A 24,961-nucleotide genomic window follows, 5' to 3' on the forward strand; every position below is an offset into this window, starting at 1 on the left:
CAACCATCGAAGATTCGATTTAGGGAGCCCGCGATTATACCCGTTTCCCTGTGACAGGGACACTTAAGTCCCTGATTTGGGTTAAAAATGTCAAGAAAGTTCGGCATTTTCGCCGCAGACCTCGAGCTTTTTTTCTGCGAGACTTCAGGGTCGAAGCGGGGCAAAGGTGAGCATCGGACAGGCTCGAAGCAACGTGGCAAGGCGGGGCGCAGGCCTTCGAGCGGATCGAAAATGTCGCTTTTGCCGTAGAATGTCCGACTTGTTTTAATTTTGCGACTATTCATGGCGAAGACCGCATCGAACGATTCCGCCGCCGCGTCAGCCGAAAGCGGCGATAGCGCGACGCTGCCGGAGAATTACGAGGCAGCGCAGACGGAGCTGGAAGAGCTCGTCGCGCGCATGGAAGGCGGCAGCCTGAGCCTCGAGGAATCGCTGGCCGCGTACCGTCGCGGGGCGGCACTTGTCGCATTCTGTCAACAGCAGCTCGAAAAGGTCGAGCAGCAGGTGCGAGTCCTCGATGGCGAGACCCTCAAGCCTCTGCCCATGAATACCGCAGGCACAGCCGCGACTGAGAGCGGGGACGACCTATGACATTCGAACAATGGACGCGCTCGGTGCTCGAACGCGTCGAAACGGCTCTGGAAAACTATCTGCCGGCCGAGACGACCGAACCCGCCAAGCTGCACGAGGCGATGCGCTATGCGGTGCTCGGTGGCGGCAAGCGGGTGCGGCCGCTCCTGTGCCACGCGGCCGGCGAGCTGACCGGCGCGCGCGCCGAATGCCTCGATGCGGCGGCGGCGGCGCTGGAAATGATCCACGTCTACTCGCTCGTGCACGACGACATGCCCTGCATGGACGACGACGAACTGCGCCGCGGCAAGCCGACGGTCCACGTCAAGTATGACGAAGCGACCGCGCTTTTGGTCGGCGACGCTTTGCAATCGCAGGCATTCGTCGTGCTCACGTCCGACGTATTGGGCCAGCCGCAGCAGGCCTCGCTGGTGCGCGAACTCGCGCTCGCCAGCGGCTCGATCGGCATGTGCGGCGGTCAGGCCATCGATCTGGCGAGCGTCGGTCACATGCTGACCCGCCTGCAGCTCGAGACCATGCATCGCATGAAGACCGGCGCGCTGCTGCGCGCGGCCGTGCGCATGGGCGCACTGGCCGGCGAGACGCCGGACGCGCAGGCTCTGGCTTCGCTCGACGCCTACGCCGCCGCGGTCGGTCTCGCGTTTCAGGTCGTCGACGACATTCTCGACGTCACGACCGACTCCGCAACGCTCGGCAAGACCGCCGGCAAGGACGCGAAGGACGGCAAGCCGACCTACGTGTCGATTATCGGGCTCGACGCGTCGCGCGCGCTCGCGGCGCAACTGCGCAGCGACGCTCACGCCGCGCTTGCACCGTTCGGCGCTCGCGCACAGCGTCTTGCCGAACTGGCCGACCTGGTGGTGAACCGGGTCAGCTGAACGCGAAAGCCCGCCGCCGCGCACCCTCCATCCCCCGGGGTGCATGTATGAAGTGCGGGCGCGTAAGTTTTCCTACAATGGAACGACGATGTACGACTTGCTGAAAACCATCGACGACCCGGCAGCCCTGCGCCGCCTCGATCGCCGTCAATTGCAGCCGCTTGCCGACGAGTTGCGCGCCTTTGTGCTCGACAGCGTATCGCAGACGGGCGGCCATCTCTCGTCCAACCTCGGCACGGTCGAGTTGACCATCGCGCTGCATTACGTGTTCGATACGCCGCACGACCGGATCGTCTGGGACGTAGGCCATCAGACCTATCCGCACAAGATCCTGACCGGTCGTCGCGACCAGATGCACACGCTGCGTCAGTTGGGCGGCATCTCGGGCTTCCCGAAACGCGACGAATCGGAATACGACACTTTCGGCACGGCGCACTCGAGCACGTCGATTTCGGCAGCGCTCGGCATGGCGATCGCGAGCAAGCTGCAGGGCGACAACCGCATGGGTATCGCCGTGATCGGCGACGGCGCGATGACGGCCGGCATGGCCTTCGAGGCCATGAACAACGCGGGCGTCGAAGACGACGTGCCGCTGCTCGTGATCCTCAACGACAACGACATGTCGATCTCGCCGCCGGTCGGCGCGCTCAATCGCCATCTTGCGCGTCTGATGTCGGGGCGCTTCTATGCGGCCGCGCGCGCGGGCGTCGAGCGCGTGCTGCGCGTCGCGCCGCCGGTGCTCGATCTCGCGCGCAAGCTCGAGGAGCACGCGAAGGGCATGATCGTGCCGGCCACGCTGTTCGAGGAGTTCGGCTTCAACTACATCGGGCCGATCGACGGTCACGATCTCGATTCGCTGATTCCGACGCTGCAAAACATCAAGGAACTGCGCGGGCCGCAATTCCTGCACGTGGTCACGAAGAAAGGCCAGGGCTACAAGCTGGCCGAGGCCGATCCGGTGCTTTACCACGGCCCGGGCAAGTTCAATCCGGCCGAGGGCATCAAGCCGGCCGCGACGCCGTCGAAGAAGACCTACACGCAGGTGTTCGGCGAATGGCTGTGCGATGCGGCCGAGCTCGACTCGCGCGTGGTCGGCATTACACCGGCGATGCGTGAAGGCTCGGGCATGGTCGAGTTCGAAAAGCGCTTCCCGGATCGTTACTTCGACGTCGGTATCGCCGAGCAGCACGCGGTGACGTTCGCGGGCGGCCTCGCCGCGGACGGCATGAAGCCGGTCGTCGCAATCTATTCGACCTTCCTGCAACGCGCGTATGACCAATTGATTCACGACATCGCGCTGCAAAACCTGCCGGTGGTTTTCGCCATCGATCGCGCGGGTCTCGTCGGTGCGGACGGCGCGACGCATGCGGGCGCGTACGACCTCGCGTTCATGCGTTGTATCCCGAACATGACCGTGATGGCGCCGTCGGACGAAAACGAGTGCCGTCAAATGCTCTACACCGCGTTGCAGCAGTCGCATCCCACCGCTGTGCGCTACCCGCGCGGCGCGGGTACCGGTGTCGCGACCGTCAAGCAGATGGCCGCGTTGCCGCTCGGCAAGGGCGAAGTGCGTCGCGAGACGTCGGCGCCGTCCGGCAAGCGCATCGCAATTCTTGCGTTCGGCACGATGGTCGCGCCGTCGCTCGCGGCGGCCGAGCAATTCGACGCCACCGTGGCGAACATGCGCTTCGTGAAGCCGCTCGACACCGAACTCGTGCGCAAGCTCGCCGAGACGCACGACGCGATCGTCACCGTCGAGGAAGGCTGCATCATGGGTGGCGCGGGTTCGGCCTGCGTCGAAGCCCTGCTCGCAAGTGGGGTTATGCGCCCCGTACTACAATTGGGCCTCCCCGATCGGTTCATCGATCATGGGGATCCGGCCAAGCTGCTCGCCGCGTGTGGTCTCGACGCCGCGGGTATTGCCCGGTCGATCCGCGAACGCTTCCTCGCAAGCGGCGCGGTCGGCGGTCAGTCGTCGGTGAAGCGCGTCGCTTAAAGCGCTGTCGCCTGTCGTGCCGCCGTGGGTACGACTCATGCCGCCGTCATGCGACGGCGGCTTCGGCAATCTCCAGTTTGAACCGACGGGTCCTGCGGCCCGTCACCCAACGCCGGCGGCAGCCGGCGTTCGCCGTTGCGCGCGCTGATCTGCACGGCCGCTGGGCGCTTCGAGCTCGCTGCGCGATCGTCGCCGATGCAGCGAGACCTTGACGCAGCCCGGCGCTTTCCAGAAAGGACAAAAGAATGAATCAGATGAATCCCGCCTTCGTGATGCCCGACGTGCAAAGCACCCCCGACACGCGCCAGATTCCGATCCAGCGAGTCGGCGTGAAGGGCGTGCGTCATCCGTTGACGGTTCGCACGCAAGCCGATGAAGTGCAGCCGACGGTCGGCACGTGGAATCTCGACGTGCATCTGCCGGCCGAGCAGAAGGGCACGCACATGTCGCGCTTCGTCGCGTTGCTCGAAGAGAACAAGGCGCCGCTCGAACCGGCCACGTTCCGCACGATGCTCGCGGCCATGCTCGACAAGCTCGAGGCCGAGGCGGGCCGCATCGAAGTGTCATTCCCGTACTTCGTGAACAAGACCGCGCCGGTGTCGGGCGTGCAGAGCCTGCTCGACTACGAAGTTACGCTGACCGGCGAGACCCGCCATGGCGCGACGCGGCTGTTTCTGAAGGTGCTGGTGCCGGTCACGAGCCTGTGCCCGTGCTCGAAGAAAATCTCGCAGTACGGCGCGCACAACCAGCGCTCGCACGTGACGATCGATGCCGAGCTGATCGGCGACGTCGCTGTCGAAGAGTTGATCCGCATCGCCGAGGAAGAAGCGTCGTGCGAACTGTGGGGTCTGCTCAAGCGTCCGGACGAGAAGTTCGTTACCGAGCGCGCGTACGAAAATCCGAAGTTCGTCGAAGACCTCGTGCGCGACGTTGCCCAGCGTCTGAATGCCGACGAGCGCATCGTCGCGTATGTGCTCGAAGCCGAAAACTTCGAGTCGATTCACAATCACAGCGCTTATGCGGTGATCGAGCAGGACAAGCGCCTCGCCTGATACGTTCTGCATCGGTCTACGCCGTTTCGTTGCAAAAGCATTGAACCCATAAAAAAGCCGCCTTTAAAGCGGCTTTTTATCGTCTTGGGGTGCCGGTTTAGTGCGCGAGCGACGTCAGATCCCACCGCGGCTTCACGGTGAACGCATAGTCGTTGACGGCCTGTTCGGGCCAGCGTTGCAGACGCAGCGCGCCGGCCAGCGCGATCATCGCCCCATTGTCCGTGCACAGCGACAGGTCGGGATAGTGCACGTAAAAATTGCGCTTCTGCGCGGCGGCCGACAGCGCTTCGCGCAACTGCCGGTTCGCGCCGACGCCGCCCGCCACCACCAGCCGGTTCAGCTTCGTGCGCTTGAGCGCCGCGAGCGATTTCGCGGCCAGCACTTCGACGGCGGCATCGACGAAACCGCGCGCGAGATCGGCCTTGGCCTGTTCGCAAATGTTCGCGCCGCCCAGCCGGTTTGCGTGCGTGAGTACGGCGGTCTTCAGGCCGCTGAAGCTGAAATCGAGGTCGCCGGAATGCAGCATCGGGCGCGGCAGCACGACTGCGCCGGGGGTGCCGAACTCGGCCATGCGCGAGACTTCCGGGCCGCCCGGATAGCCGAGGCCCAGCAGCTTGGCGGTTTTGTCGAAGGCTTCGCCGGCGGCGTCGTCGAGCGTCTCGCCGAGCGTCTCGTAGACGCCGACATCCGTCACGCGCATCAGTTGCGTATGGCCGCCCGACACCAGCAGCGCGACGAACGGAAACGGCGGCGGTTCGTCGACGAGCAGCGGCGACAGCAAATGCCCTTCGAGATGGTGAATGCCGACGGTCGGCTTGTTCCACGCCATCGCCAGCGAATTGGCGACGCTCGCGCCGACCAGCAGCGCGCCCGCGAGCCCAGGGCCTTGTGTGTAGGCGATCGCGTCGATGTCACCGCGCGCGACGCTGGCGCGCTCCATCACCTCTTCGAGCAGCGGCAGCGCACGGCGGATGTGGTCGCGCGATGCAAGCTCCGGCACGACGCCGCCGTACTCGCAATGCATCGCAATCTGCGAATGCAGCGCGTGCGCGAGCAGGCCGCGCTCCGTGTCGTAGAGCGCGAGACCGGTTTCGTCGCAGGAGCTTTCGATGCCGAGAACGAGCATGATGAATCGCTTGAGACGGGCGCGCGCAATGCGCGTCCGAAAGTAAAAGGTAAGCCTGAAAGTATACCAGCGCGGACCAGCAGCCGCTGGGGGCCGGCAGCGCACGGGCACGGGCGCGTGGGCCCGGCAGGTACAATGCGGCCCCATGGAATCCTTCGATATCGCGGTGATCGGCGCGGGCGCGGCCGGCATGATGTGCGCTGCAGTTGCCGGTCAACTTGGTCGGCGTGTGGCGCTGATCGACCACTCGCAGCGTCTCGCGGAAAAAATCCGCATATCCGGCGGTGGCCGCTGCAACTTCACGAATCTGTATGCGGGGCCGGCCAATTATCTGTCGGCGAATCCGCATTTTTGCCGCTCGGCGCTTGCACGCTATACCCCGCGCGACTTCATGGCGCTGCTCAAGCAACATCGCGTGACATGGCACGAGAAGCACAAGGGCCAGCTGTTTTGCGATCAGTCGAGCGACGCGGTCATCGACGTGCTTAAAAGCGAGTGCGACGTTGGGGGCGTTGCATGGCGCACGCCGCTGTCGGTCGAAGAAGTTCGCCAGGACGCCGAAGGGCGATTCCTCCTCGGCACGACGGCGGACACGATCGCCGCCCGTGCGCTCGTGATCGCGACGGGCGGACTGTCGATCCCGAAGATCGGCGCGACCGATTTCGCGTACCGCATCGCCAAGCAGTTCGGCCATAAGCTGATCGACACCCGCCCCGCGCTGGTGCCGCTGACCTTCGCGCCGGCCGACTGGGAGCCGTTTGCGGCGCTGTCGGGCGTGTCCCTCGAAGTCCAGTTGTCGACTGGCAACAAGAAGACCGGCGCCGAGTTCACCGAAGATCTGCTGCTCACGCACCGCGGCCTGTCGGGCCCGGGGGTGCTGCAGATATCGAGCTTCTGGCAGCCCGGCGAGCCGATTCACATCAATCTGCTGCCGGAGCGCGACGCCGCGGCCGCGCTCATCGACGCGAAAAACGGCACGAAGCGGCAGATCGCCAATCTGCTATCGGAATGGGTGCCGCAACGGCTCGCACACGTGTGGCTCGACACTCATCAGGTGGCGGCCGAGGCTCGAGTCGCCGATCTGCCGGACAAGTCGCTGCGCCGCATCGGCGAGGCGCTGTCGCGCTGGACGCTCACGCCGAACGGCACCGAGGGTTATCGCAAGGCCGAAGTGACGCGCGGCGGCGTCGATACGCGCGGTTTGTCATCGACGACGATGATGAGCGCTCGGGTGCCGGGTCTCTACTTCATCGGCGAGGCGGTCGACGTGACCGGCTGGCTCGGCGGCTACAACTTCCAGTGGGCGTGGGCGTCGGGTGTGGCGGCGGGGGAGGCGGCCGCCGAATATGCCCGGAGGGCTTGACGGCGCAATGGCTTTGTGAGAAAGCTCTGCTATACTCCTGAACCTTTACAAAGTTCCGTTATTGAAAAATGACGACCATCCGCGTAAAAGACAATGAGCCGTTCGAAGTCGCCATGCGCCGTTTCAAGCGCACCATGGAGAAAAACGGCTTACTGACGGAACTTCGCGCTCGCGAGTTTTACGAGAAACCCACAGCCGAACGCAAGCGCAAGAAAGCGGCGGCGGTGAAGCGTCATTTCAAGCGTCTGCGTGGCCAGATGCTGCCAAAAAAGCTCTACTGATTCTGGCGTTGCCCCGCTGTACGCGGCGCGGCAGCATCCCAGCCGATGGCGGCACCACAGTGCCATCACGGCAAACCCGGCCCATCGGGCCAGCCGGCAGGGTCGCATCCACTACGCATATTGCGCCAACCCGCTTGAGGAAGAAGTCCCAAGCGGGTTTTCGTGCTGATGCGGCGGTATCGCCGTCATCGACCGGCCGGTTTTTCAACTTTTCAACGCAATTCAGGTGAGTGATGAGTCTCAAGGACCGGATCAACGACGATATGAAAGCTGCCATGCGGGCGCGCGAGACCGAGCGTCTCGGCACGATCCGCCTGCTCCTCGCCGCGGTCAAGCAGCGTGAAGTCGATGAGCGGGTCACGCTCGACGATGCCGGCATAACCGCCGTGGTCGACAAGATGATCAAGCAGCGCAAGGATTCGATCAGCCAGTTCGAGGCCGCCGGACGCACGGATCTCGCGGACAAGGAAAAGGCCGAGCTGGCCATTCTTTCCGCCTATATGCCTGAGCAGATGTCCGAAGCGGAAATCGTTGCCGAAGTGCAGGCGGCGGTCGCGCAAACCGGTGCTGCCGGCCCGCAGGACATGGGCAAAGTGATGGGCGTGCTGAAGCCGAAGCTGGCCGGCCGCGCCGACATGACCGCCGTCTCCGCGCAGGTCAAGGCCGCGCTCGCGAAGTAACCCTGTCGATTTGTCCGGGTCGCGCGCCTCGTAAAGACGGGGCGCGGGGCCCGGTCGCGGTGTCGGGCCCGGACTCCGGGCTTGGATTTTGAAGCTTTCCAGGCAGCGTTAATTACTGTGATCCCACCGTCATTCCTGCAGGACCTGCTCAACCGCGTCGATATCGTCGACGTGGTCGGCCGGTATGTGCAGCTGAAAAAGGGCGGCGCGAACTTCATGGGGCTGTGCCCGTTTCACAACGAGAAGAGCCCCTCGTTTACGGTTAGTCCGACTAAGCAGTTTTATCACTGCTTCGGCTGCGGTGCGCATGGCACGGCCATCGGGTTCCTGATGGAACACGTGGGCGCGTCGTTTCCCGAAGCGGTGAACGAGCTCGCGCAATCGGTGGGTCTAACTGTGCCGAACGAGCCTTCGCCCGGATATGGCGGTGGTGGCGGAGCTGGCGGCGGCTACGCGCCGGCGCCGTCGAAGGCGGTCACCACGGCGCTGTCCGATCTCATGCAGACCGCCTGCGACTACTACCGTAAGCAGCTGCGCGGTGCGCCGGGCGCGATCCAATATTTGAAAAAGCGCGGTCTGACCGGCGAAATCGCCGCGCGCTTCGGTCTCGGCTACGCGCCCGAAGGCTGGCAAAACCTCGAGGCGGCGTTCCCGAACTACCGCGACGACGCGCTAGTCGAAGCGGGTCTCGTGATCGTCAGCGAAAAGTCCGACGCGCAGGGTCAGAACCGCCGCTACGACCGCTTCCGCGAGCGGATCATGTTCCCGATCCGCAATGTCAAAGGGCAGGTGATTGGCTTCGGCGGCCGCGTGCTCGACGGCGGCGAGCCAAAGTATTTGAATTCGCCGGAAACGCCGCTATTTAACAAGGGCAGCGAGCTGTACGGGCTGTTCGAGGCGCGTCTGGCGATTCGAGAGCAGCACTACGTGCTGGTCGTCGAAGGTTATATGGACGTGGTCGCGCTGGCCCAATTGGGCTTCCAGAACGCGGTCGCGACGCTCGGCACCGCTTGCACACCGATTCATGTGCAGAAACTGATGCGCCAGACCGATACGGTCATTTTCAGTTTCGACGGCGACGCGGCCGGCCGGCGTGCAGCACGCCGCGCGCTCGATGCGTGCCTGCCGCATGCCGCCGACAACCGGACGATCCGTTTCCTGTTCCTGCCGAGCGAGCACGATCCCGACAGCTACGTGCGCGAGTTCGGCAGCGAGGCTTTCGCCGAGCAGGTCGAACGGGCGATGCCCTTGTCGCAGTTCATGCTCAACGAGGTGCTGACCGGCAAGGAGCTCGATCAGCCCGAGGGCAAAGCCCGCGCGCTGTTCGACGCAAAGCCGCTGCTGCAGGCATTGCCGGCGAATGCGCTGCGCGCGCAGATCATGCATATGTTTGCGGACCGGCTCGATGTGCCGTTCAGCGAAGTCGCGGCGCTTTGCGAAGTCGATGCGCGGATCGCGGCCGCGGCGCGCGAGGCGCCGGCCCGCAAGGATCGCCGCAGCGTGACCGGCATCGAGGAAAAGACGCTGCGCAATCTCGTGATGTATCCGCGCACGGTCGCGATGCTCGACGAAGAGGCCGAAGAGGCGCTGCTCACCGTGACCCGGCACGGCGAACTGTTCGCGGAAGTGACGACGCACGCGCGCGCCCTCGGCGATTCGGCGGCGTTCCAGTTGTTGTCAGATCTCTTGCGAAATGGTGCGAACGCCCCAACTTTCGAGGAAATCTTTCGCAAAATTCTAGACTATGATGAAAACGTCCGGGATTTGCTGCTGAAAGACCCGCAGGACGCGGCCGTCATCGAGGAACGGCGCGAGCAGGAACGAATCGTCGGCGAGGAGTTGAAGGCCGCGATTTTGAAGATGCGATACGACGCTTATTGCGATCGTCTCGATCAGCTTTCGCGACAGTCACGACATACGCCGGAAGAGTTTGCCGAGTTTTCGGAGCTCAACCGGAAGCGGGCCGACATGAAGCGTCAACTCGGCCTGTAGCGGAGAGGCGAAAACCTCGGGTGCTATAATCAAAAGTTTCTAGCGGTTTGTTTTTTCAAGGGTTTTCCTAGCAAAGGCGAAAGGCGATGCGATGGCAAAGACGACAGGCGGAAATCAGACAACTGGCTCACGCGCTAAAGAGCGCACCGGAAAAGTTACCGAAGCCAGGCTGACTGCATCCGCCAGAAAAACGTCTGCTGTCAGCGTTGCGCCAGCTGCCGGGAAGAAGTCGTCGACCACTGCGGCCGCGCAGGCCGCACCGGTTCGGGCGGCGAAAGCTGTAGCACCGCCGGCTGCCAAGCGGGCGGGTGTCAGAAGCGCAAGGGAAGCGGCTGCCGTTCAGGACGATGCGGCAGCGCGCGTGACTTCAGTATCCACGGTTCATCCGGCTGTTGTCCAACAGCCGGGGGTCGAGACTACAGCCGGTACGGCGAACTCCATGACGAAAAAGCTGAATGAAGTACCCGTCGATGACGATGCAACCCAGGCCGAAGAAACCGCTGCCGCCGCACCGGGCAAGGTGGAAAAGGTCAAGGCTCGCGACCGTCGTGCAAAGGAAAAAGCGCTGCTGAAGGATGCGTTCGCGTCGTCGCAGCCTGGCACGGTGGAGGAACTCGAGGAGCGTCGCTCCAAGCTGCGCGCGCTGATCAAGCTCGGCAAGGAGCGCGGCTTCCTCACGTACGCTGAAATCAACGATCACCTGCCGGACAACTTCACCGAGACCGAGGCGATCGAAGGCATCATCAGCACGTTCAACGACATGGGCGTCGCCGTCTACGAACAGGCCCCTGACGCCGAAACGCTGCTGCTCAACGACAACGCACCCGCGGCTTCGTCGGACGATGAAGTCGAAGAGGAAGCCGAAGTCGCGCTGTCCACCGTCGACTCCGAATTCGGCCGCACTACCGACCCCGTGCGCATGTACATGCGCGAAATGGGCACGGTCGAGCTGCTTACGCGCGAAGGCGAAATCGAAATTGCGAAGCGCATCGAAGACGGCCTGAAGCACATGGTGATGGCCATCTCCGCGTGCCCGACCACGATCGCCGACATCCTCGCGATGGCCGAGCGCGTCGCCAACGACGAAGTGCGCATCGACGAACTCGTCGACGGTCTGATCGACGCCGACGCGGAAGACGCCGACGGCTTCTCCGCGCAGGAAGCGGAAGCGATCGAGAACGAAGACGAGGAAGCCGAGGAAGAGGACGAAGAGGACGAGGAAGAGGACGATGGCTCGGCGCAAGCCACCGCCAACGCCGCACAGCTCGAAGCGCTGCGGCGCGCGTCGCTCGAAAAATTCGCGTTGATCAGCGAATGGTTCGACAAGATGCGTCGCGCGTTCGAGAAGGAAGGCTACAAGTCCAAGTCGTACCTGAAGGCGCAGGAAACCATCCAGAACGAGCTGATGACGATCCGCTTCACCGCGCGTACCGTCGAGCGTCTGTGCGACACGCTGCGCGCGCAGGTCGATGAAGTGCGTCAGGTCGAGCGTCAGATCCTGCATACCGTAGTCGACAAGTGCGGCATGCCGCGCGCGGAATTCATCGCGCGTTTCCCGGGCAGCGAGACGGATCTCGAATGGGCCGACAAGATCGTCGGGGAGGGGCATGTATATAGCGCGATCCTCACGCGCAACATTCCAGCGATCCGCGAACAGCAGCAGCGTCTGCTCGATCTGCAGGCACGCGTGGTACTGCCGCTGAAGGACCTGAAGGAAACCAACCGTCAGATGGCGGCCGGCGAACTGAAGGCGCGTCAGGCAAAGCGTGAGATGACCGAGGCGAACCTGCGTCTCGTGATCTCGATCGCGAAGAAGTACACGAACCGCGGTCTGCAGTTCCTCGACCTGATTCAGGAAGGCAACATCGGCCTGATGAAGGCGGTGGACAAGTTCGAATACCGTCGTGGCTACAAGTTCTCCACGTATGCGACGTGGTGGATTCGCCAGGCCATTACGCGTTCGATCGCCGACCAGGCGCGCACGATCCGGATTCCGGTTCACATGATCGAAACGATCAACAAGATGAACCGCATCTCGCGTCAGATCCTGCAGGAAACCGGTCTCGAGCCGGATCCGGCAACGCTGGCCGAGAAGATGGAAATGCCGGAAGACAAGATCCGCAAGATCATGAAGATCGCGAAGGAGCCGATCTCGATGGAAACGCCGATCGGCGACGACGACGATTCGCATCTGGGCGACTTCATCGAAGATACCAACACGGTCGCCCCGGCGGATGCCGCGCTGCATGCGAGCATGCGCGACGTCGTGAAGGATGTGCTCGACTCGCTGACGCCGCGCGAAGCGAAGGTGTTGCGCATGCGTTTCGGTATCGAGATGAGCACCGATCACACGCTCGAAGAAGTCGGTAAACAGTTCGACGTGACGCGTGAGCGGATTCGTCAGATCGAGGCGAAGGCGCTGCGCAAGCTGCGTCATCCGAGCCGTTCCGACAAGCTGAAGTCGTTCCTCGAAGGGAATTGACGGCGGCGGCCGCGGCTGGCCGCACATGATGCGATGGAAGGGGACGCCCGGTCGTTTCGCGGAAGCGAAGCGGTTGCGCAGGCCCCTTTTTCGTGTAGTATGTCGGCCAATCGACGAAACGGGCCCGGCCTTCACGACCGGGTCTTTTTTCTTGGGCTGGACGCCGTGTTGGTTGCAGGCAGTGGACTCATAATCCACCTCCGAAAGGACATCGTGGGTTCGAACCCCACCCGGCCCACCAAAGTATCGAAAAAAGGGTTCCGAATTCCGGAACCCTTTTTGTTTTTGGGGCGGCCTTCATCGGGCATGGCGTTGCAAGTTCGGTTTCGAGCCAGCGCAATTTCTACAGGCGCCCCCGCGGGCGAACTGCCAGCGATCGCAGGAATAGCCGTTGCGCATCCAGCGTAGGGAGCTATTCCCGTCCGCCTGGAGGTCGTCATGCAAACCGACCCAACCATCGATCCCGTCGCGCCTCCGAACCGGCCGCTGGAGGAATCCGACGGCGAGCCGCGTCCATTGCCCGACACGCCGCCCGACACTGACCCGCTCGCGCCGGGTTCCTCGCCCGAGGACGAGGAGGCGCTCAAGCGCGCTCCCCGCAAGCCATAAGCGGTGCTCGCGCGTAATCAGGGAAAGTCCGTGTAAATGCGGGTGCCGCCCGGCCGTTAATTGAATGAGGAAGGCTTGTTGATGCACGCCGTCCGCTTTCAGCACGGGTCTTGTCACGCGGCGGCCGGCGCCCGCAATTCACCTCCGGGCAATGCCCGTGCTGAAGGCTTCTTCGCTTAGTCGCGAGCGCATTTTATAGAGACGTGACAAAGCGTGAAATAGAAGACCGTCGCAATGGCGGTTTCCCAAAAGTGAATGCTGATTCGACGAGGCAGGCTCGAACCGATGTGCTGCCGGGGAGTGGCAGCAACTGCTTGAGCTGGCCAATAAAGATCAAGTGAATAAGCGGTCTTATCGATTCGACAAGTTAATCGGCCCCGCCTGAAACGATTAATTGCTATATGCGCGAAAGTGACTGCATTAACTCCATTAAGTTCCGGCCATCGCAAAATAAATTTCAAACAAACGCGGAAAACCATCATTCGAACCGTTCGATTCCAAGAAATATCGACGGACTTTTCGTCAGTTTGCTCCGACCCGATTACGTCACGCGTATTAAACCACTGTTGCAAACGCACAACTTAGAATATTGGCGCGTTGCAAATTCGTTTTGGCTGGGGCTGGCGATCCGGCACTTAGATCTTGCGATAAACGTTGGAAAAACAACAAGTTATTCCCGCCGGCCCCAACATTGTTGCGAAATTCGAAAAATCCTGTTGCGTGAATTGTCGGCGTCGATACCAGGGTGTCCCCCTACACTCACGCTTCGCTTCAAGGGTGCCCGGTCGATCCGAACGGGTCGGCCAAGCGGGCGGCGGCGGATGCGATGCATCGGCTGCTGAGGCAGGTCCTGCTCCCCGTATAAATTTTTCGAATTGGAGTTCCCATGAAAAAGAGTCTCATCGTCGTTGCGGCTGCCGCATCGTTCGCTTCGGTCGCTCACGCACAAAGCAGCGTGACCCTGTACGGTCTGATCGACGCAGGTCTGACCTACACCAGCAACATTGCTGGCAGCTCCAAGTGGGCAGCAAACAGCGGCGGCATCGACCAGAGCCGCTTCGGCCTGCGTGGCTCGGAAGATCTGGGCGGCGGTCTGAAGGCAATCTTCACGTTGGAAAGCGGCTTCAACATCAACAACGGCCAGTTCGCCAACAACAAGGGCATGTTCAACCGCCAGGCCTTCGTCGGCCTGTCGAGCGCGCAATTCGGTACGGTCACGCTGGGTCGCCAGTACGACGCAGCGCAGGACTACCTCGCACCGCTGACCGCAACGGGCAGCTGGGGCGGCACGTACTTCGCGCACCCGTTCAACAACGACAACCTGAACACCAACGGTGGTCTGTCGGTCAACAACTCGATCAAGTACTCGAGCGCTAACTACGCTGGCTTCACGTTCGGCGGCACGTACGGCTTCTCGAACCAGGCTGGCGGCTTCGCAAACAACCGTCAGTACAGCTTGGGCGCAGCGTACCAGTGGCAAGGCCTGCACCTCGGTGCTGCCTACGCTCAGCAAAACAACCCGAACGCTCGCACGAACCTGACCGGCGCATCGGACGGCGTCGTAGCGAACTCGGCAGGCCCGATCACCGGCAACTTCCGTCAGCGTCAGTTCGGCGCAGGCGCTTCGTACGGCTTCGGCCCGGCGCTGGTCGGCGTGGCATGGACGCAATCGCGCATCGACAACCTGGTCGGCGCAGCGGCTACTCAGCGTCAAGGCCACACCAACAACTACGAAATCAACGGCAAGTACAACCTGACCCCGGCGATGGCTCTCGGCGTTGCGTACACGTTCACCGACGCACGCGGCTACGGCATCAACGCCGACGGTAACGACATGAAGACCCGTTACCACCAGATCGGCCTGCAGGCTGACTACTCGCTGTCGCGTCGCACCGACGTCTACGCTCAGGCTGTGTACCAGCACGCAATGGGCGACGGCGGTGTGGCTTCGATCTACAGCGGCGACAACACGGTTCCGACCTCGTCGTCGAAGAACCAGACGGCTGCTACGGTCGGTCTGCGTCACCGCTTCTAAGCTTCAGCAGAAGCTGCCTGTAGTACAGAAAGGTGCCGTTCGCGGCACCTTTTTTTATGCCCGCGGCAGACCGGTAAGCCGGTTTCCGTATGCGAGAGCCAAAAAAACGGGCGTCCCTGGGGACGCCCGTTTTTCGATGACGACCCGTAGCCTTAGAAAATCGTCCGCAGACCGAGCGCAACGCCGGTCTGGTTATTGCGGCCCGGCAGTTCGACCGAGGCCGCGCCCGACACCTTGTCGAAATCGACGGTGCCGTACACCTCGGTGCGTTTCGACAGCGCGTACTCGGCCAGCCCGACGAACGTATAGCGATAGCCGCCGCCGACCTGACCATTGCCGATCGCCGCGTTCGACATGTGGTCGTAGTACGCGGCGCCCGTCAGCGTCAGCGCGCGCGTGGCCTGCCACGTGACACCGGCGAACGGTCCGTTGTCGATGCGGCCCGAGCCCTGGACGATATCGACGCCCGGCACGAGCGTCTGCTGCGCGAGCGCGCTGTCGACGAAGCCGGTGTCGTCCTTCGAATGCAGATAGCCGACGTACAGCTTCGTCGAGCTGAACGCATAAACCGCGTTCGCGTTGAAGATGGTCTGCTTGTGATTGCTGTTGTCGCTGTTCTGCTGCACGCCGGCCGCGACCGACAGCGGACCCGCCACGTACGACAGCGTGAAGCCGTACATGTTGCCCGCGCCGAGATGGCCCGGCACCTGGCCCGAGAAGCCGCCCGCGCCGGTCGATGCCGAGTTCGTGCCGAACGAGTACATCGCGGCCACCGTCAGGCCGTTGAACGTGCCCGTGTACTTGACCGCGTTATCGGCGTACAGCCCCGCGCCGAGCGCGCCAGGCAGCCACGAGTTCTCGTTGTAGTTGCCCACCGTGAGCGGGTCGTAGGTGTCGCCGAGCAGGTCGAACAGCGGCGTCTTCTGGCGACCGAGCGTCAGCGTGCCGTACTGACTGCTGACGCCGACGTATGCGTTTCGATTGAAAATGCGCTGGCTATCCGAGGCCGAGCCGTTCTGCAGGTTGATACCGCTTTCCAGGTCGAAGATCGCCTTGAGACCGCCGCCGAGATCTTCCGAGCCGCGCAGACCCCAGCGGCTGTTGGTGATCGCGCCGTTGGTCATGTACAGACGGTCGTCGTTTTTGGCGTTCGAATTCGTCAGATAGCGCACGCTGACGTCGGCGACGCCGTACAGCGTAATCGAGCTTTGTGCCGAAGCCTGTTCGGACGTCACGGCAAACGCGGCGCCGCCGACGAGCGCGGCGGTCTTGATAAAGCGGATGTGTCTCAAGGGATTTCCTGCGTGGGGAGAGAGATCTTTTAGTTCGGCCGCGGCGCGCGCCGGGGGGCGGCGGCGCCGGGCGGGCCGATGATAGACCACGATCCGCGTCGAGCCATCAGCGCGTCGACGCAATAGCCTATTGCCATTTTTGACATTGCGCCGTTCGGATCACAAAAGTTGACTTTCTCCCAGGCAAGCTTCGAGTAGTCTCGAACGAGTTGACGTATCGACACTACTTTTGGAGCGACGCCGACACGCGCTTGGCGCGTGTGCTTTCACGCATGAATAGCCCATCTTCCGAATCCATCGGGACGAGGCCGGTCGTTCAGGAGTTGACCGACGAGCAATGGCAGCAGGTCGCGCCGCTATTGCCCGAAACCCTGAATGACGACGTCCCGCGGCGTGGTCGTCCACCGATCGATATTCGCCACGTGCTCAATAGCGTGATGTGGGTGCTGCACACGCGCGCACCGTGGAGCGCGATGCCCGGGCACTACGTGCCGTACCAGACCGCGCATCGCTACTATCTGCGCTGGAAAAAATCGGGCGTGTTGAGCGCGATCATGCTCGCGCTGTTCAAGACCGACGCCGCTCTCGAAACGCGCGCGACACGCAAGTGCGGCGTGCGCGCCGGGTAGCCCGCGCCCGCCGCGTCGCTAGATCTGCTCTCGTCCGTACGCCTCTAGCCGCTCGAGATCGAGCACCTCGATCTGGTTATATGACAGACCCAAAATCCGCAGCTTCTCGAGGTTCTGCAGCGCCTGATTGATGCGCTGCCGCGACACCCCCGCGAGCAAACCGACCTCTTCCTGCGAAATCGCCAGTGTGTGGCCCGTGTCCGGATACAGATCCGGGTTGAACAGCTGCGCGAGCGATTGCGCGACGCGTGCGTCCACATCGAGCAGCCGGCTGTTCTGGATCGATGCGATGAATTCCCCCATCCGGTTGTTCAACTGCCGGATCACGAAACCCGTGAACGGCAGGCTCGATTCGAGCAGCGCATGGAAGGTCGCGGACGGCACGAACATCACGAGCGACGGCTGGATCGCGGCGACGTCGTACTTGCGCAACTCGCGCTTGATCACGCTGCCTTCGCCGAACCAGCCGCCCGGCGGCACCCCCGACAGCGTGCAACTGCGGCCCGACGCGTTGTAGATAGCGAGCTTGATGAGCCCCGAATGCACGCCGATCCAATAGTCGGACGGTTGCTGGCGACGCGCGATCCACGCGCCGCCTTCAAAGTGCTCGGCGTGCGCGCTGGCGAGCACCATCGCCTGATGCTCGGCGGCGAGCGCGCGAAACCAGGCGCAGGTGGCGAACAGCCGCGCGAGGTCGGCGGCCGCGACGCGTTGGGGCGGGCGGGAGTCGGCGCGATCGGTGAAAGGAGCGACGGTCATTGGAGATAAGCGTCCTGGGAGCGGTTCCGGCTGAGCCAGGTCAAGGCGGGGCGCTAGCGGCGCCACTCTGTCATTTGAATGACAGACAGTTCATGACGACAATTGCTAGGCTAGGCCCTGGTTATTCATAGAAAACGATCACAACAATCGGCGGCGCGGCTCGCGCCTCAGGAGACGAAGCAATGACACAGCACATGTTCGACGAAGGCCTCGGGCGGCGCGAGGCAAATTATGTCCCGTTGACGCCGGTCGATTTCCTCGTGCGCGCAGCGCAAGTGTATGGCGAGCGGCTCGCGATCGTCCACGGGGAGATCCGCCGTAACTGGCGCGAGACGTATGAGCGCGCGCGGCGGCTCGCGAGCGCGCTGCACGAGGCCGGTATCGGCCGCGGCGATACGGTCGCCGCGCTGCTGCCGAACATTCCGCCGATGGTCGAGGCGCACTTCGGCGTGCCGATGGCCGGCGCCGTGCTGAACACGCTGAACACGCGGCTCGACGTCGCGACGCTGCTGTTCATGCTGCGCCACGGGGAGGCGAAGGCGTTGATCGTCGATACCGAATACGGCGAGTTCGCGCATCGCGCTGCGCTCGAATTCCCGGAACTGCGCGTGATCAGCGTGGCCGATGCGCAGCCCGCCGACGCCGCGCAGTTCATCCGCGCGACCGACTACGAGCAGTTCCTGCAAACCGGCGACCCGTCCTACGAGTGGACTCCGCCCACCGACGAATGGGACGCGATCGCGCTGAACTACACGTCGGGCACGACCGGTGACCCGAAGGGCGTGGTCTACCATCACCGTGGCGCGTATCTGAACGCGCTGAGCAACATTCTCGAATGGGATATGCCGAAGCACGCGGTCTATCTGTGGACGCTGCCGATGTTCCACTGCAACGGCTGGTGCTTTCCGTGGACCGTGGCCGCGCGCGCGGGCGTCAACGTCTGTCTGCGCAAGTTCGACGCGAAGACCGTGTTCGAGCTGATTCGACGCGAGCACATCACGCACTACTGCGGAGCGCCGATCGTACAGAGTTCGCTCGCGAACGCGCCGGCCGAATGGCGCGAGGGCATCACGCATCGCGTGTCGACGATGGTCGCGGGCGCCGCGCCGCCGCCCGCGGTGATCGCGAAGATGAAGCAGATCGGTTTCGACCTGACGCACGTGTACGGGCTCACAGAAACCTACGGCCCGGCGGCCGTCTGCGCGAAGCAGCAGGAGTGGGACGCGCTCGACGAGCAACTCAGCGCCGACCTGACCGCCCGCCAGGGCGTGCGGTATCACCTGCAGGCGGCGGTCGCGGTGCTCGATGCGGACACGCTCGCGCCGGTGCCGGATGACGGCGAAACGATCGGCGAGATCATGTTTCGCGGCAACATCTGCATGAAGGGCTATCTGAAGAACGAGCGCGCGACCGAAGCCGCTTTCGATGGCGGCTGGTTCCATACCGGCGATCTCGGCGTGCGCACGGCCGACGGCTATATCCGCATCCGCGACCGCAGCAAGGACATCATCATTTCGGGCGGCGAGAACATTTCGAGCATCGAGGTCGAGGACACGCTGTACCGGCATCCGGCCGTGTCGGTGGCGGCGGTGGTCGCGATGGCCGATCCGAAGTGGGGCGAGGTGCCGTGCGCGTTCATCGAGTTGAAGGAAGGCGCGCAGGCGACCGAGGAGGAAATCATCGCGCACTGCCGGCTGTTTTTGGCCGGCTTCAAGTTGCCGAAGGCGGTGCGCTTTGGCGAGTTGCCGAAGACATCGACGGGGAAGATCCAGAAGTTCGAGTTGCGCGCGCGGATCAAGGCGGAGGGAAAAGCGTAACGCGCCGCGATTAACGCTGTTTCAGGGCGGCGCGCAGCGAGTCACGCCGGCGCGCGCCGCTTCATGTTGGCGTCAAATCCCGACCTTGTGCGCATTCAAGATCAGCCGCAGACCTAGCGCGGTCACCGCGCCCGCGGCGATGCGATCGATCCACGCCTTCCAGCGCAGATAGATTTCGCGCGGCCGTTGGCTCGAAAAGCACAGTGCGACGATCGTGTACCAGCCCGCTTCGATCGCGAAGATCGCCGGCGGCAGCGCGAAATAGCACCACACCGGCGGATGCTGCGGCAGCAGCGCGGCGAAGATACTGCCGTAATAGACGGCCGTCTTCGGATTGCTCAGCTGCGTGCTCAGGCCGACCCAGAACGACTTGCGCGGATTGACGCCGCTGCCGGTTTGCGTTTCGCTGAACGCGAGCGGCTTCGCGGCGCCGCGCCAGATTTTCGACGCCAGATAAACCAGGTAGACGCCGCCGGCTACTTTCAGCCCGACGTAGAGCCATTCGACCGTCGCGAGCAGCGTATAGAGACCGAGCAGCGCGATGCCGCTAAAAAACACACCGCCGATGCCCATGCCGAGCGCCGTCGCGAGACCGTCGCCGCGCGACAGGCCGATCGCGTTGCGCGCGACGATGACGAAGCTGGGTCCCGGACTCATCGCGCCCAATAGCAGCGCGGCGAGGATCGTGAGGATGGCGGTCGAGGCGGGCATGGTCGTGTCTCCTGAGGTCGGGCCGATGCGAGATGTTCTGGCGAATCCCGGGTTTCGCATTGTCCGCCAATCGGGTGGTGGAAGCCACGATTACCGAAAACCCGGAAGTCCCGCAATTAGTACAATTAGAAAAACTTCTTTGCTGCGGCCAAAATACATCGAATGCTAGAATCACTTTCGATCCGCTGAAGTTCCCTCGCCACGACGAGGCGACGCACGAAGCGAAACACGGGCGCAATTCGAGCGCCTTCTATTCTTCGAGTAGCCGATTCGCTTGATCCCAGCGCTTTAATTCAGAATCTGACAGGCATCAGTTGCAAATGCGGGTTTTTACGCATTTGCAGGGATCGCGCGAATTCGTCGAATTGCTTTCGTTCAAAATTGAATTAAGCACGAGCCTCGCGTTGTTATGCGAGTTGCCAGTTTGTCTAATGCCAGCAAGAGCTGCGACACCAATACGTTATGAAAGAACGAGAAGGACAACAACGACTGTTCGAACGCGACGAGAACCTCCGGGAGCGCATGATCGCGTGGATTCGCCGACGCATGGACGACCACAACATCACCCTCGAAGCGCTGGCCGAATCGCTCGAAGCCGATGCGAACGCCGTGGCCGCGGTGCTGTACCGCGACGCGTTCGGCAACACGTGGGACGGTCAGGGCGATAAACCGGCGTGGCTCGCGCGCGCGATTCACGCCGGACAAAGCATCGATCACTTCCGCTGCTAACGCGCGCAGGTGCACCGCGAAACGTCCGCGCAAAAAAAAGCCCGCACAAGGCGGGCTCGATTTTTACTGCTCGGAGCTTCGCGACGAATCGCGCATCACAGGTCGAAAAACACGGTTTCCTGATCGCCCTGCATGTGGATGTCGAAGCGGTACACGTTGGCCGTACCGGCAACGCGTCGCGCGATCAGCGTGTCACGGCGCTCGGCCGGCACCGACGCCAGCACGGCGTCCTGCTCGTTCGCCTGCGCTTCGTCCTCGAAATAGATGCGCGTGAACGTGTGCAGCAGCATGCCGCGCATCGTCAGGATCACGTCGATGTGCGGCGCTTCGTCGGGATTCGCGCGGCCCGGCTTCACCGTCTCGACGATGAAGCGCTTGTGCGGGTCCGTACCGGTACCGACGCGCGCAAAGCCGTGAAAGCCGGTCTTCAGGATGTCCTCGCGCGATTCCGGATAGTGGCCGTTCGAGTCGACCTGCGACATTTCGATCATCGCGTCGCCAACCACCTTGCCGTCGCCGTCGAACACCTGACCGACGATCGTGATGTGCTCGCCGGCCGCTTCCATGTCGGCAAGCACGTGCGTGAACAGGCTCTTGTAGTCGAAGTCGTATTGCTGCGGGCAAAGACCGTAGGCGAAGTACGGACCAACGGTTTGCGAAGGCGTTTGCTTGAGAGTCGTCATGGCTTAGCGCTCCATCGGGGTTTCGTTCGGGCCGCGCAGCACGATGTCGAAATCGTAGCCGAGCGCATAGGCCTCTTGCGTAATGTCGAGCGAGAACTTCGAGATCATGCGCTCACGGGCGTTTTCCGGAGTGCCTTGGTAGATCGGGTCGAACGCAAGCAGCGGATCGCCGGGGAAGTACATTTGCGTGACGAGACGCGAGCCGAAGTGGTCGCCGAACAGCGAGAAGTGGATGTGCTGCGGACGCCATGCGTTCGGATGGTTGCCCCACGGATACGCGCCCGGCTTGATGGTCAGGAAGCGGTAACGGCCTTCGTTGTCCGTGATGCAGCGGCCCGCGCCGAGGAAGTTCGGATCGAGCGGCGCGTCGTGCTGGTCGGCCTTGTGCACATAGCGGCCGGCGGCGTTCGCCTGCCAGATTTCCACGAGCGTGTTGCGCACCGGACGGCCGCCTTCGTCGAGCACGCGGCCCGTCACGATGATGCGCTCGCCGAGCGGCTCGCCATTGCGCACCGCGTTGCGGGTCAGGTCGTTGTCGAGCGGATCGAGGTCGTCGCTGCCGTAGACCGGCACGCGCTGGTCGCGCAGACGTTCTTTCAGCGGAATCAGCGGACGGGTCGGGCCGCGCTTGACCGACGAACCGTACGGCGGATAGACGTACTCGGGATGGGACGCGAAATCTCGCGGGGAAAGAATTGAATCTTCCATGAAGTGTCTCCGTTGGAGGAATCGGGGGATGCGGCGTTATGACTCGCACTTTATACAAAGCAGGCGGTTATGAAAAATGACGTTTTTGTCCGTTTCGTATAACCTTCCGTTATGCAACGCAGTCTCGCGGATAGCCGCGTCAAATTTCGTCATCTCCAGTGCTTTCTGGCCGTCGCGCAGTTCGGCAGCGTCCAGCGGGCGGCGGACAGTCTGTCGATCACCCAGCCGGCGGTATCGAAGACGGTCGCCGAGCTGGAAACCATTCTCGGCGTGAAGCTGTTCGAGCGCGGCCGTCACGGCGCGGTGCCGACGCGCGAGGGGCAGCTTTTCATGCCTCACGCAAGCGCCTGCGTGAGCGCGCTGCGCCAGGGCGTCGATCTGCTGGCGCGCGCCGAGGGCGCAGCCGCCGCGACGCTCGAAGTCGGCGTGCTGCCCACTGTCGCCGCGGCGCTGGTTCCGCCCGTGCTGAGACAGTTCTCGACGCAGTGGCCGCGCGTGATCGTGCGCCTCGCGACCGGCGCAAATCCGGAATTGCTCGAACGCCTGAAAGCGGGTTCGATCGAATTCGCGATCGGCCGTCTCGCGGACCCCGAGCGGATGGTCGGCCTGAGCTTCGAGCAGTTGTTTACCGAGCCGCTGATCGCGGTCGTGCGCGCCGGGCATCCGCTCGCGCAGGGAACGGCCTTGCCGGCCACGTCGCTGGAGGATTTTCCCATCGTGTTGCCGCCGTTCGGCACGCTGATCCGCCAGTCGACCGAAAGCCTGCTGAGCGCGTGGGGCGTGGCGCCGTTGTCAGGGTTCGTCGAGGTATTGTCGGTATCGACGGGGCGTGCGCTGACGCTCGAAAACGGCGCGGTGTGGTTCGTGCCGCAAAGCGCGGTCGAATACGAACTCGCGCACGGCATGCTGGTGCGCTTGCCGCTGCCGTTTGCGGGCACTGGCGAGCCGGTGGGGCTGATCCGTCGCTCGGATACGCAGCCGTCGGCGGTGGGGCGCGCGTTTATCGAGGCGGTGCGCGAGGTCGCGCGGGGCAGAATGGCGGCGGTGTCGGGAAAGGATGCGGGCAAAAGCATCGGTAAAACCGCCGGCAAAACGGCGCGCAAAGGCGGCCCGGGCGACGCGCCGCTCGAGTGATCCGGCGGCCTGCCGCACGCATGCCCCGGGCGCCCATCGGCATGCCGTTCTCCGTATGAACCAACCAGTACAAAATGACGGTTGCGAATGCCCCGCGACCCGGTGTAAAAACACGGTGCGAAAGCCGCCGCGGTCCGTTTTTTTCCGCGGCACGCCGCGTGCACGCCACGAGCGGGCACGCGTCACGCAGCCCATCGTGAGCGGCCGGAACGGTTCGCGCCGAACCCCGGAAAGACCGGCCACCGCATCGAAAGACCGTACAAGGAGATTGCCATGCCCAGCGACTTGCCCACTCCCGAGGCCGCGCAGCGCGCCGTGATCGCGCCGGAGCACAATCCGCTCGGCACGGCCGGCCTCGAATTCGTCGAGTTCGCCGCCCGCGATCCGCAGGCGCTCGGCGAGACCTTCAAGCGGCTCGGCTTCAAGGCGATCGCGCGTCATATAAGCAAGGACGTGACGCTGTACCGTCAGGGCGAGATGAATTTCCTGATCAACGCGGAGCCCGATTCGTTCGCGGCGCGCTACGCGGAGGAATACGGGGTCGGCATCTGCGCGATCGGGATTCGGGTCGCCGACGCGCAGCGCGCGTTCGCACGCGCGGTGGAACTCGGCGCGTGGGAGTTCGAGGGCGAACGCCTCGGGGCCGGCGAACTGCTGATTCCGGCGATTCAAGGTATCGGCGATTCCCACATCTATTTCGTCGATCGCTGGCGCGGACGCGGCGGTCAGCGCGGCGGCCTCGGTGATATCTCGATCTTCGACATCGACTTCCGCCCCATCGAAATCGACACGGCCGAAGCCGATCTGAGTCACGCGGGCAGCGGCCTGGTCGCGGTCGATCATTTGACGCAAACCGTTGGCGAAGGCCGCATGCAGGAGTGGATCGACTTCTATCGCGACCTGCTGAATTTCCGCGAGATTCACGAGTTGCACGCGAATTGGCACGTGTCGGCGGAATCGCGCGTGATGGTGTCGCCGTGCGGCGCGATCCGCATACCGCTGTACGAGGAGGGCACGCGCCGGACCAACCTGATGCACGAGTATCTGCCCGATCATCCGGGCGAAGGCGTGCAGCACATTGCACTCGCCACCGACGACATCTTCGCGTGCGTCGAGCGCCTGCTCGCGAACGGCGTCGAATTCGTCGAGCCGCCGCCGCGCTACTACGAGCAGCTCGATGCACGCTTGCCGGGCCACGGGCTCGATGTCGAGCGGCTGCGGCGCACGCATGTGCTCGTGGACGGTGAGATCGGCGCGGACGGCGTGCCGCTGCTGTTTTTCCAGACCTTCGTACGCCGTCGCGCCGGCGAGATCTTCTTCGAGATCGTGCAACGCCAGGGACATCATGGCTTCGGCGAAGGCAATTTGGCCGCATTGGCGCAGGCGCGCGCCTCCAACTGAGTCTCACACGGTC

The 24,961-nt window shown here is 63.3% G+C and carries 22 protein-coding genes and 1 tRNA gene; 17 read left to right on the top strand and 6 right to left on the bottom strand.

Going from position 1 to position 24,961, the window contains the following annotated elements:
• Positions 1-282: 282 nt before the first annotated feature.
• From AB3X94_RS05715 to folE2, 4 genes are all read left to right on the top strand, one after another.
• Positions 283-591: an exodeoxyribonuclease VII small subunit gene (locus AB3X94_RS05715; RefSeq protein ID WP_368610992.1), complete on the top strand. Its 309-nt coding sequence runs from the start codon at positions 283-285 to the stop codon at positions 589-591.
• On the top strand, positions 588-1,469 hold the full coding sequence (locus tag AB3X94_RS05720; protein ID WP_368610993.1) for a polyprenyl synthetase family protein: 882 nt from the start codon (positions 588-590) through the stop codon (positions 1,467-1,469). Before AB3X94_RS05715 ends, AB3X94_RS05720 begins: the two co-directional genes overlap by 4 nt.
• 88 nt (positions 1,470-1,557) lie before the next feature.
• The gene (gene dxs, locus AB3X94_RS05725) at positions 1,558-3,465 is read left to right on the top strand and encodes a 1-deoxy-D-xylulose-5-phosphate synthase (RefSeq protein WP_368589523.1); all 1,908 of its coding nucleotides are present in this window, start codon (positions 1,558-1,560) and stop codon (positions 3,463-3,465) included.
• 245 nt (positions 3,466-3,710) lie between these two features.
• Positions 3,711-4,517, top strand: a complete 807-nt coding sequence (gene folE2 / locus AB3X94_RS05730) for a GTP cyclohydrolase FolE2 (protein WP_176107229.1) — start codon at positions 3,711-3,713, stop codon at positions 4,515-4,517.
• Between the two features lie 97 nt (positions 4,518-4,614).
• On the opposite strand, the gene tsaD is transcribed toward folE2, so the two are convergent.
• Complete coding sequence (tsaD, locus tag AB3X94_RS05735; RefSeq protein WP_368610994.1) at positions 4,615-5,643, bottom strand: tRNA (adenosine(37)-N6)-threonylcarbamoyltransferase complex transferase subunit TsaD; 1,029 nt, start codon at positions 5,641-5,643, stop codon at positions 4,615-4,617.
• Positions 5,644-5,788: 145 nt separating this feature from the next.
• On the opposite strand from tsaD, the gene AB3X94_RS05740 reads away from it, so the two are divergent.
• From AB3X94_RS05740 to AB3X94_RS05775, 8 genes are all read left to right on the top strand, one after another.
• Entirely contained in the window at positions 5,789-7,006 is a 1,218-nt protein-coding gene (locus AB3X94_RS05740) for an NAD(P)/FAD-dependent oxidoreductase (RefSeq protein ID WP_368610995.1), read from the top strand.
• Between the two features lie 68 nt (positions 7,007-7,074).
• On the top strand, positions 7,075-7,287 hold the full coding sequence (gene rpsU / locus AB3X94_RS05745; protein WP_008919901.1) for a 30S ribosomal protein S21: 213 nt from the start codon (positions 7,075-7,077) through the stop codon (positions 7,285-7,287).
• Between the two features lie 233 nt (positions 7,288-7,520).
• The gene (locus AB3X94_RS05750) at positions 7,521-7,967 is read left to right on the top strand and encodes a GatB/YqeY domain-containing protein (protein WP_176107232.1); all 447 of its coding nucleotides are present in this window, start codon (positions 7,521-7,523) and stop codon (positions 7,965-7,967) included.
• A gap of 117 nt (positions 7,968-8,084) precedes the next feature.
• A complete protein-coding gene (dnaG, locus tag AB3X94_RS05755; RefSeq protein WP_368610996.1) occupies positions 8,085-9,959 on the top strand; it encodes a DNA primase in 1,875 nt (624 codons plus the stop codon).
• Positions 9,960-10,050: 91 nt separating this feature from the next.
• On the top strand, positions 10,051-12,441 hold the full coding sequence (rpoD, locus tag AB3X94_RS05760; protein ID WP_176107234.1) for an RNA polymerase sigma factor RpoD: 2,391 nt from the start codon (positions 10,051-10,053) through the stop codon (positions 12,439-12,441).
• A 153-nt stretch (positions 12,442-12,594) separates the two neighbouring features.
• Positions 12,595-12,682 (top strand) — tRNA-Ile (locus tag AB3X94_RS05765).
• 197 nt (positions 12,683-12,879) lie between these two features.
• Positions 12,880-13,050: a hypothetical protein gene (locus tag AB3X94_RS05770; protein WP_176107235.1), complete on the top strand. Its 171-nt coding sequence runs from the start codon at positions 12,880-12,882 to the stop codon at positions 13,048-13,050.
• A gap of 886 nt (positions 13,051-13,936) precedes the next feature.
• Positions 13,937-15,085, top strand: coding sequence for a porin (locus AB3X94_RS05775; protein ID WP_368610997.1), 1,149 nt, complete (start codon positions 13,937-13,939; stop codon positions 15,083-15,085).
• A 152-nt stretch (positions 15,086-15,237) separates the two neighbouring features.
• On the opposite strand, the gene AB3X94_RS05780 is transcribed toward AB3X94_RS05775, so the two are convergent.
• Positions 15,238-16,368, bottom strand: a complete 1,131-nt coding sequence (locus tag AB3X94_RS05780) for a porin (RefSeq protein ID WP_368611026.1) — start codon at positions 16,366-16,368, stop codon at positions 15,238-15,240.
• 281 nt (positions 16,369-16,649) lie between these two features.
• On the opposite strand from AB3X94_RS05780, the gene AB3X94_RS05785 reads away from it, so the two are divergent.
• Positions 16,650-17,006: a transposase gene (locus tag AB3X94_RS05785; RefSeq protein WP_368610998.1), complete on the top strand. Its 357-nt coding sequence runs from the start codon at positions 16,650-16,652 to the stop codon at positions 17,004-17,006.
• An 18-nt stretch (positions 17,007-17,024) separates the two neighbouring features.
• Here the strand turns inward: AB3X94_RS05785 and AB3X94_RS05790 are convergent, their stop codons facing one another.
• Positions 17,025-17,765, bottom strand: a complete 741-nt coding sequence (locus AB3X94_RS05790) for a Crp/Fnr family transcriptional regulator (RefSeq protein ID WP_176107238.1) — start codon at positions 17,763-17,765, stop codon at positions 17,025-17,027.
• A gap of 182 nt (positions 17,766-17,947) precedes the next feature.
• Here AB3X94_RS05790 and AB3X94_RS05795 point away from each other — a divergent pair, with 182 nt between their 5' ends.
• On the top strand, positions 17,948-19,582 hold the full coding sequence (locus AB3X94_RS05795; RefSeq protein WP_368610999.1) for an acyl-CoA synthetase: 1,635 nt from the start codon (positions 17,948-17,950) through the stop codon (positions 19,580-19,582).
• A gap of 72 nt (positions 19,583-19,654) precedes the next feature.
• Here AB3X94_RS05795 and AB3X94_RS05800 read toward each other — a convergent pair whose 3' ends face one another.
• Positions 19,655-20,293 (bottom strand): LysE family translocator, encoded by a 639-nt coding sequence (locus tag AB3X94_RS05800; protein WP_176107240.1) that lies wholly within the window; start codon positions 20,291-20,293, stop codon positions 19,655-19,657.
• A gap of 462 nt (positions 20,294-20,755) precedes the next feature.
• Here AB3X94_RS05800 and AB3X94_RS05805 point away from each other — a divergent pair, with 462 nt between their 5' ends.
• Positions 20,756-21,022, top strand: a complete 267-nt coding sequence (locus AB3X94_RS05805; protein ID WP_176107241.1) for an H-NS family nucleoid-associated regulatory protein — start codon at positions 20,756-20,758, stop codon at positions 21,020-21,022.
• Between the two features lie 95 nt (positions 21,023-21,117).
• Here AB3X94_RS05805 and pcaG read toward each other — a convergent pair whose 3' ends face one another.
• Together pcaG and pcaH are read right to left on the bottom strand one after the other, a co-directional pair.
• Positions 21,118-21,705: a protocatechuate 3,4-dioxygenase subunit alpha gene (pcaG, locus tag AB3X94_RS05810; protein ID WP_176107242.1), complete on the bottom strand. Its 588-nt coding sequence runs from the start codon at positions 21,703-21,705 to the stop codon at positions 21,118-21,120.
• A 3-nt stretch (positions 21,706-21,708) separates the two neighbouring features.
• On the bottom strand, positions 21,709-22,413 hold the full coding sequence (gene pcaH / locus AB3X94_RS05815; protein WP_176107243.1) for a protocatechuate 3,4-dioxygenase subunit beta: 705 nt from the start codon (positions 22,411-22,413) through the stop codon (positions 21,709-21,711).
• Between the two features lie 111 nt (positions 22,414-22,524).
• Here pcaH and pcaQ point away from each other — a divergent pair, with 111 nt between their 5' ends.
• Together pcaQ and AB3X94_RS05825 are read left to right on the top strand one after the other, a co-directional pair.
• On the top strand, positions 22,525-23,547 hold the full coding sequence (gene pcaQ / locus AB3X94_RS05820) for a pca operon transcription factor PcaQ (protein ID WP_368611000.1): 1,023 nt from the start codon (positions 22,525-22,527) through the stop codon (positions 23,545-23,547).
• Positions 23,548-23,820: 273 nt separating this feature from the next.
• The gene (locus AB3X94_RS05825) at positions 23,821-24,948 is read left to right on the top strand and encodes a 4-hydroxyphenylpyruvate dioxygenase family protein (RefSeq protein ID WP_176107245.1); all 1,128 of its coding nucleotides are present in this window, start codon (positions 23,821-23,823) and stop codon (positions 24,946-24,948) included.
• Positions 24,949-24,961 lie beyond the last annotated feature (13 nt).

Source organism: Paraburkholderia sp. BR10923, assembly GCF_040948765.1.
Classification (GTDB): domain Bacteria; phylum Pseudomonadota; class Gammaproteobacteria; order Burkholderiales; family Burkholderiaceae; genus Paraburkholderia; species Paraburkholderia youngii.

Excerpts from the sequence above, each read along its gene's own strand:
- AB3X94_RS05715 (WP_368610992.1), top strand. The coding sequence starts at position 283 with ATGGCGAAGACCGCATCGAACGATTCCGCCGCCGCGTCAGCCGAAAGC.
- AB3X94_RS05720 (WP_368610993.1), top strand. The coding sequence starts at position 588 with ATGACATTCGAACAATGGACGCGCTCGGTGCTCGAACGCGTCGAAACG.
- dxs (WP_368589523.1), top strand. The coding sequence starts at position 1,558 with ATGTACGACTTGCTGAAAACCATCGACGACCCGGCAGCCCTGCGCCGC.
- folE2 (WP_176107229.1), top strand. The coding sequence starts at position 3,711 with ATGAATCAGATGAATCCCGCCTTCGTGATGCCCGACGTGCAAAGCACC.
- tsaD (WP_368610994.1), bottom strand. The coding sequence starts at position 5,643 with ATGCTCGTTCTCGGCATCGAAAGCTCCTGCGACGAAACCGGTCTCGCG.
- AB3X94_RS05740 (WP_368610995.1), top strand. The coding sequence starts at position 5,789 with ATGGAATCCTTCGATATCGCGGTGATCGGCGCGGGCGCGGCCGGCATG.
- rpsU (WP_008919901.1), top strand. The coding sequence starts at position 7,075 with ATGACGACCATCCGCGTAAAAGACAATGAGCCGTTCGAAGTCGCCATG.
- AB3X94_RS05750 (WP_176107232.1), top strand. The coding sequence starts at position 7,521 with ATGAGTCTCAAGGACCGGATCAACGACGATATGAAAGCTGCCATGCGG.
- rpoD (WP_176107234.1), top strand. The coding sequence starts at position 10,051 with ATGGCAAAGACGACAGGCGGAAATCAGACAACTGGCTCACGCGCTAAA.
- AB3X94_RS05770 (WP_176107235.1), top strand. The coding sequence starts at position 12,880 with ATGCAAACCGACCCAACCATCGATCCCGTCGCGCCTCCGAACCGGCCG.
- AB3X94_RS05775 (WP_368610997.1), top strand. The coding sequence starts at position 13,937 with ATGAAAAAGAGTCTCATCGTCGTTGCGGCTGCCGCATCGTTCGCTTCG.
- AB3X94_RS05785 (WP_368610998.1), top strand. The coding sequence starts at position 16,650 with ATGAATAGCCCATCTTCCGAATCCATCGGGACGAGGCCGGTCGTTCAG.
- AB3X94_RS05790 (WP_176107238.1), bottom strand. The coding sequence starts at position 17,765 with ATGACCGTCGCTCCTTTCACCGATCGCGCCGACTCCCGCCCGCCCCAA.
- AB3X94_RS05795 (WP_368610999.1), top strand. The coding sequence starts at position 17,948 with ATGACACAGCACATGTTCGACGAAGGCCTCGGGCGGCGCGAGGCAAAT.
- AB3X94_RS05800 (WP_176107240.1), bottom strand. The coding sequence starts at position 20,293 with ATGCCCGCCTCGACCGCCATCCTCACGATCCTCGCCGCGCTGCTATTG.
- AB3X94_RS05805 (WP_176107241.1), top strand. The coding sequence starts at position 20,756 with ATGAAAGAACGAGAAGGACAACAACGACTGTTCGAACGCGACGAGAAC.
- pcaG (WP_176107242.1), bottom strand. The coding sequence starts at position 21,705 with ATGACGACTCTCAAGCAAACGCCTTCGCAAACCGTTGGTCCGTACTTC.
- pcaH (WP_176107243.1), bottom strand. The coding sequence starts at position 22,413 with ATGGAAGATTCAATTCTTTCCCCGCGAGATTTCGCGTCCCATCCCGAG.
- pcaQ (WP_368611000.1), top strand. The coding sequence starts at position 22,525 with ATGCAACGCAGTCTCGCGGATAGCCGCGTCAAATTTCGTCATCTCCAG.
- AB3X94_RS05825 (WP_176107245.1), top strand. The coding sequence starts at position 23,821 with ATGCCCAGCGACTTGCCCACTCCCGAGGCCGCGCAGCGCGCCGTGATC.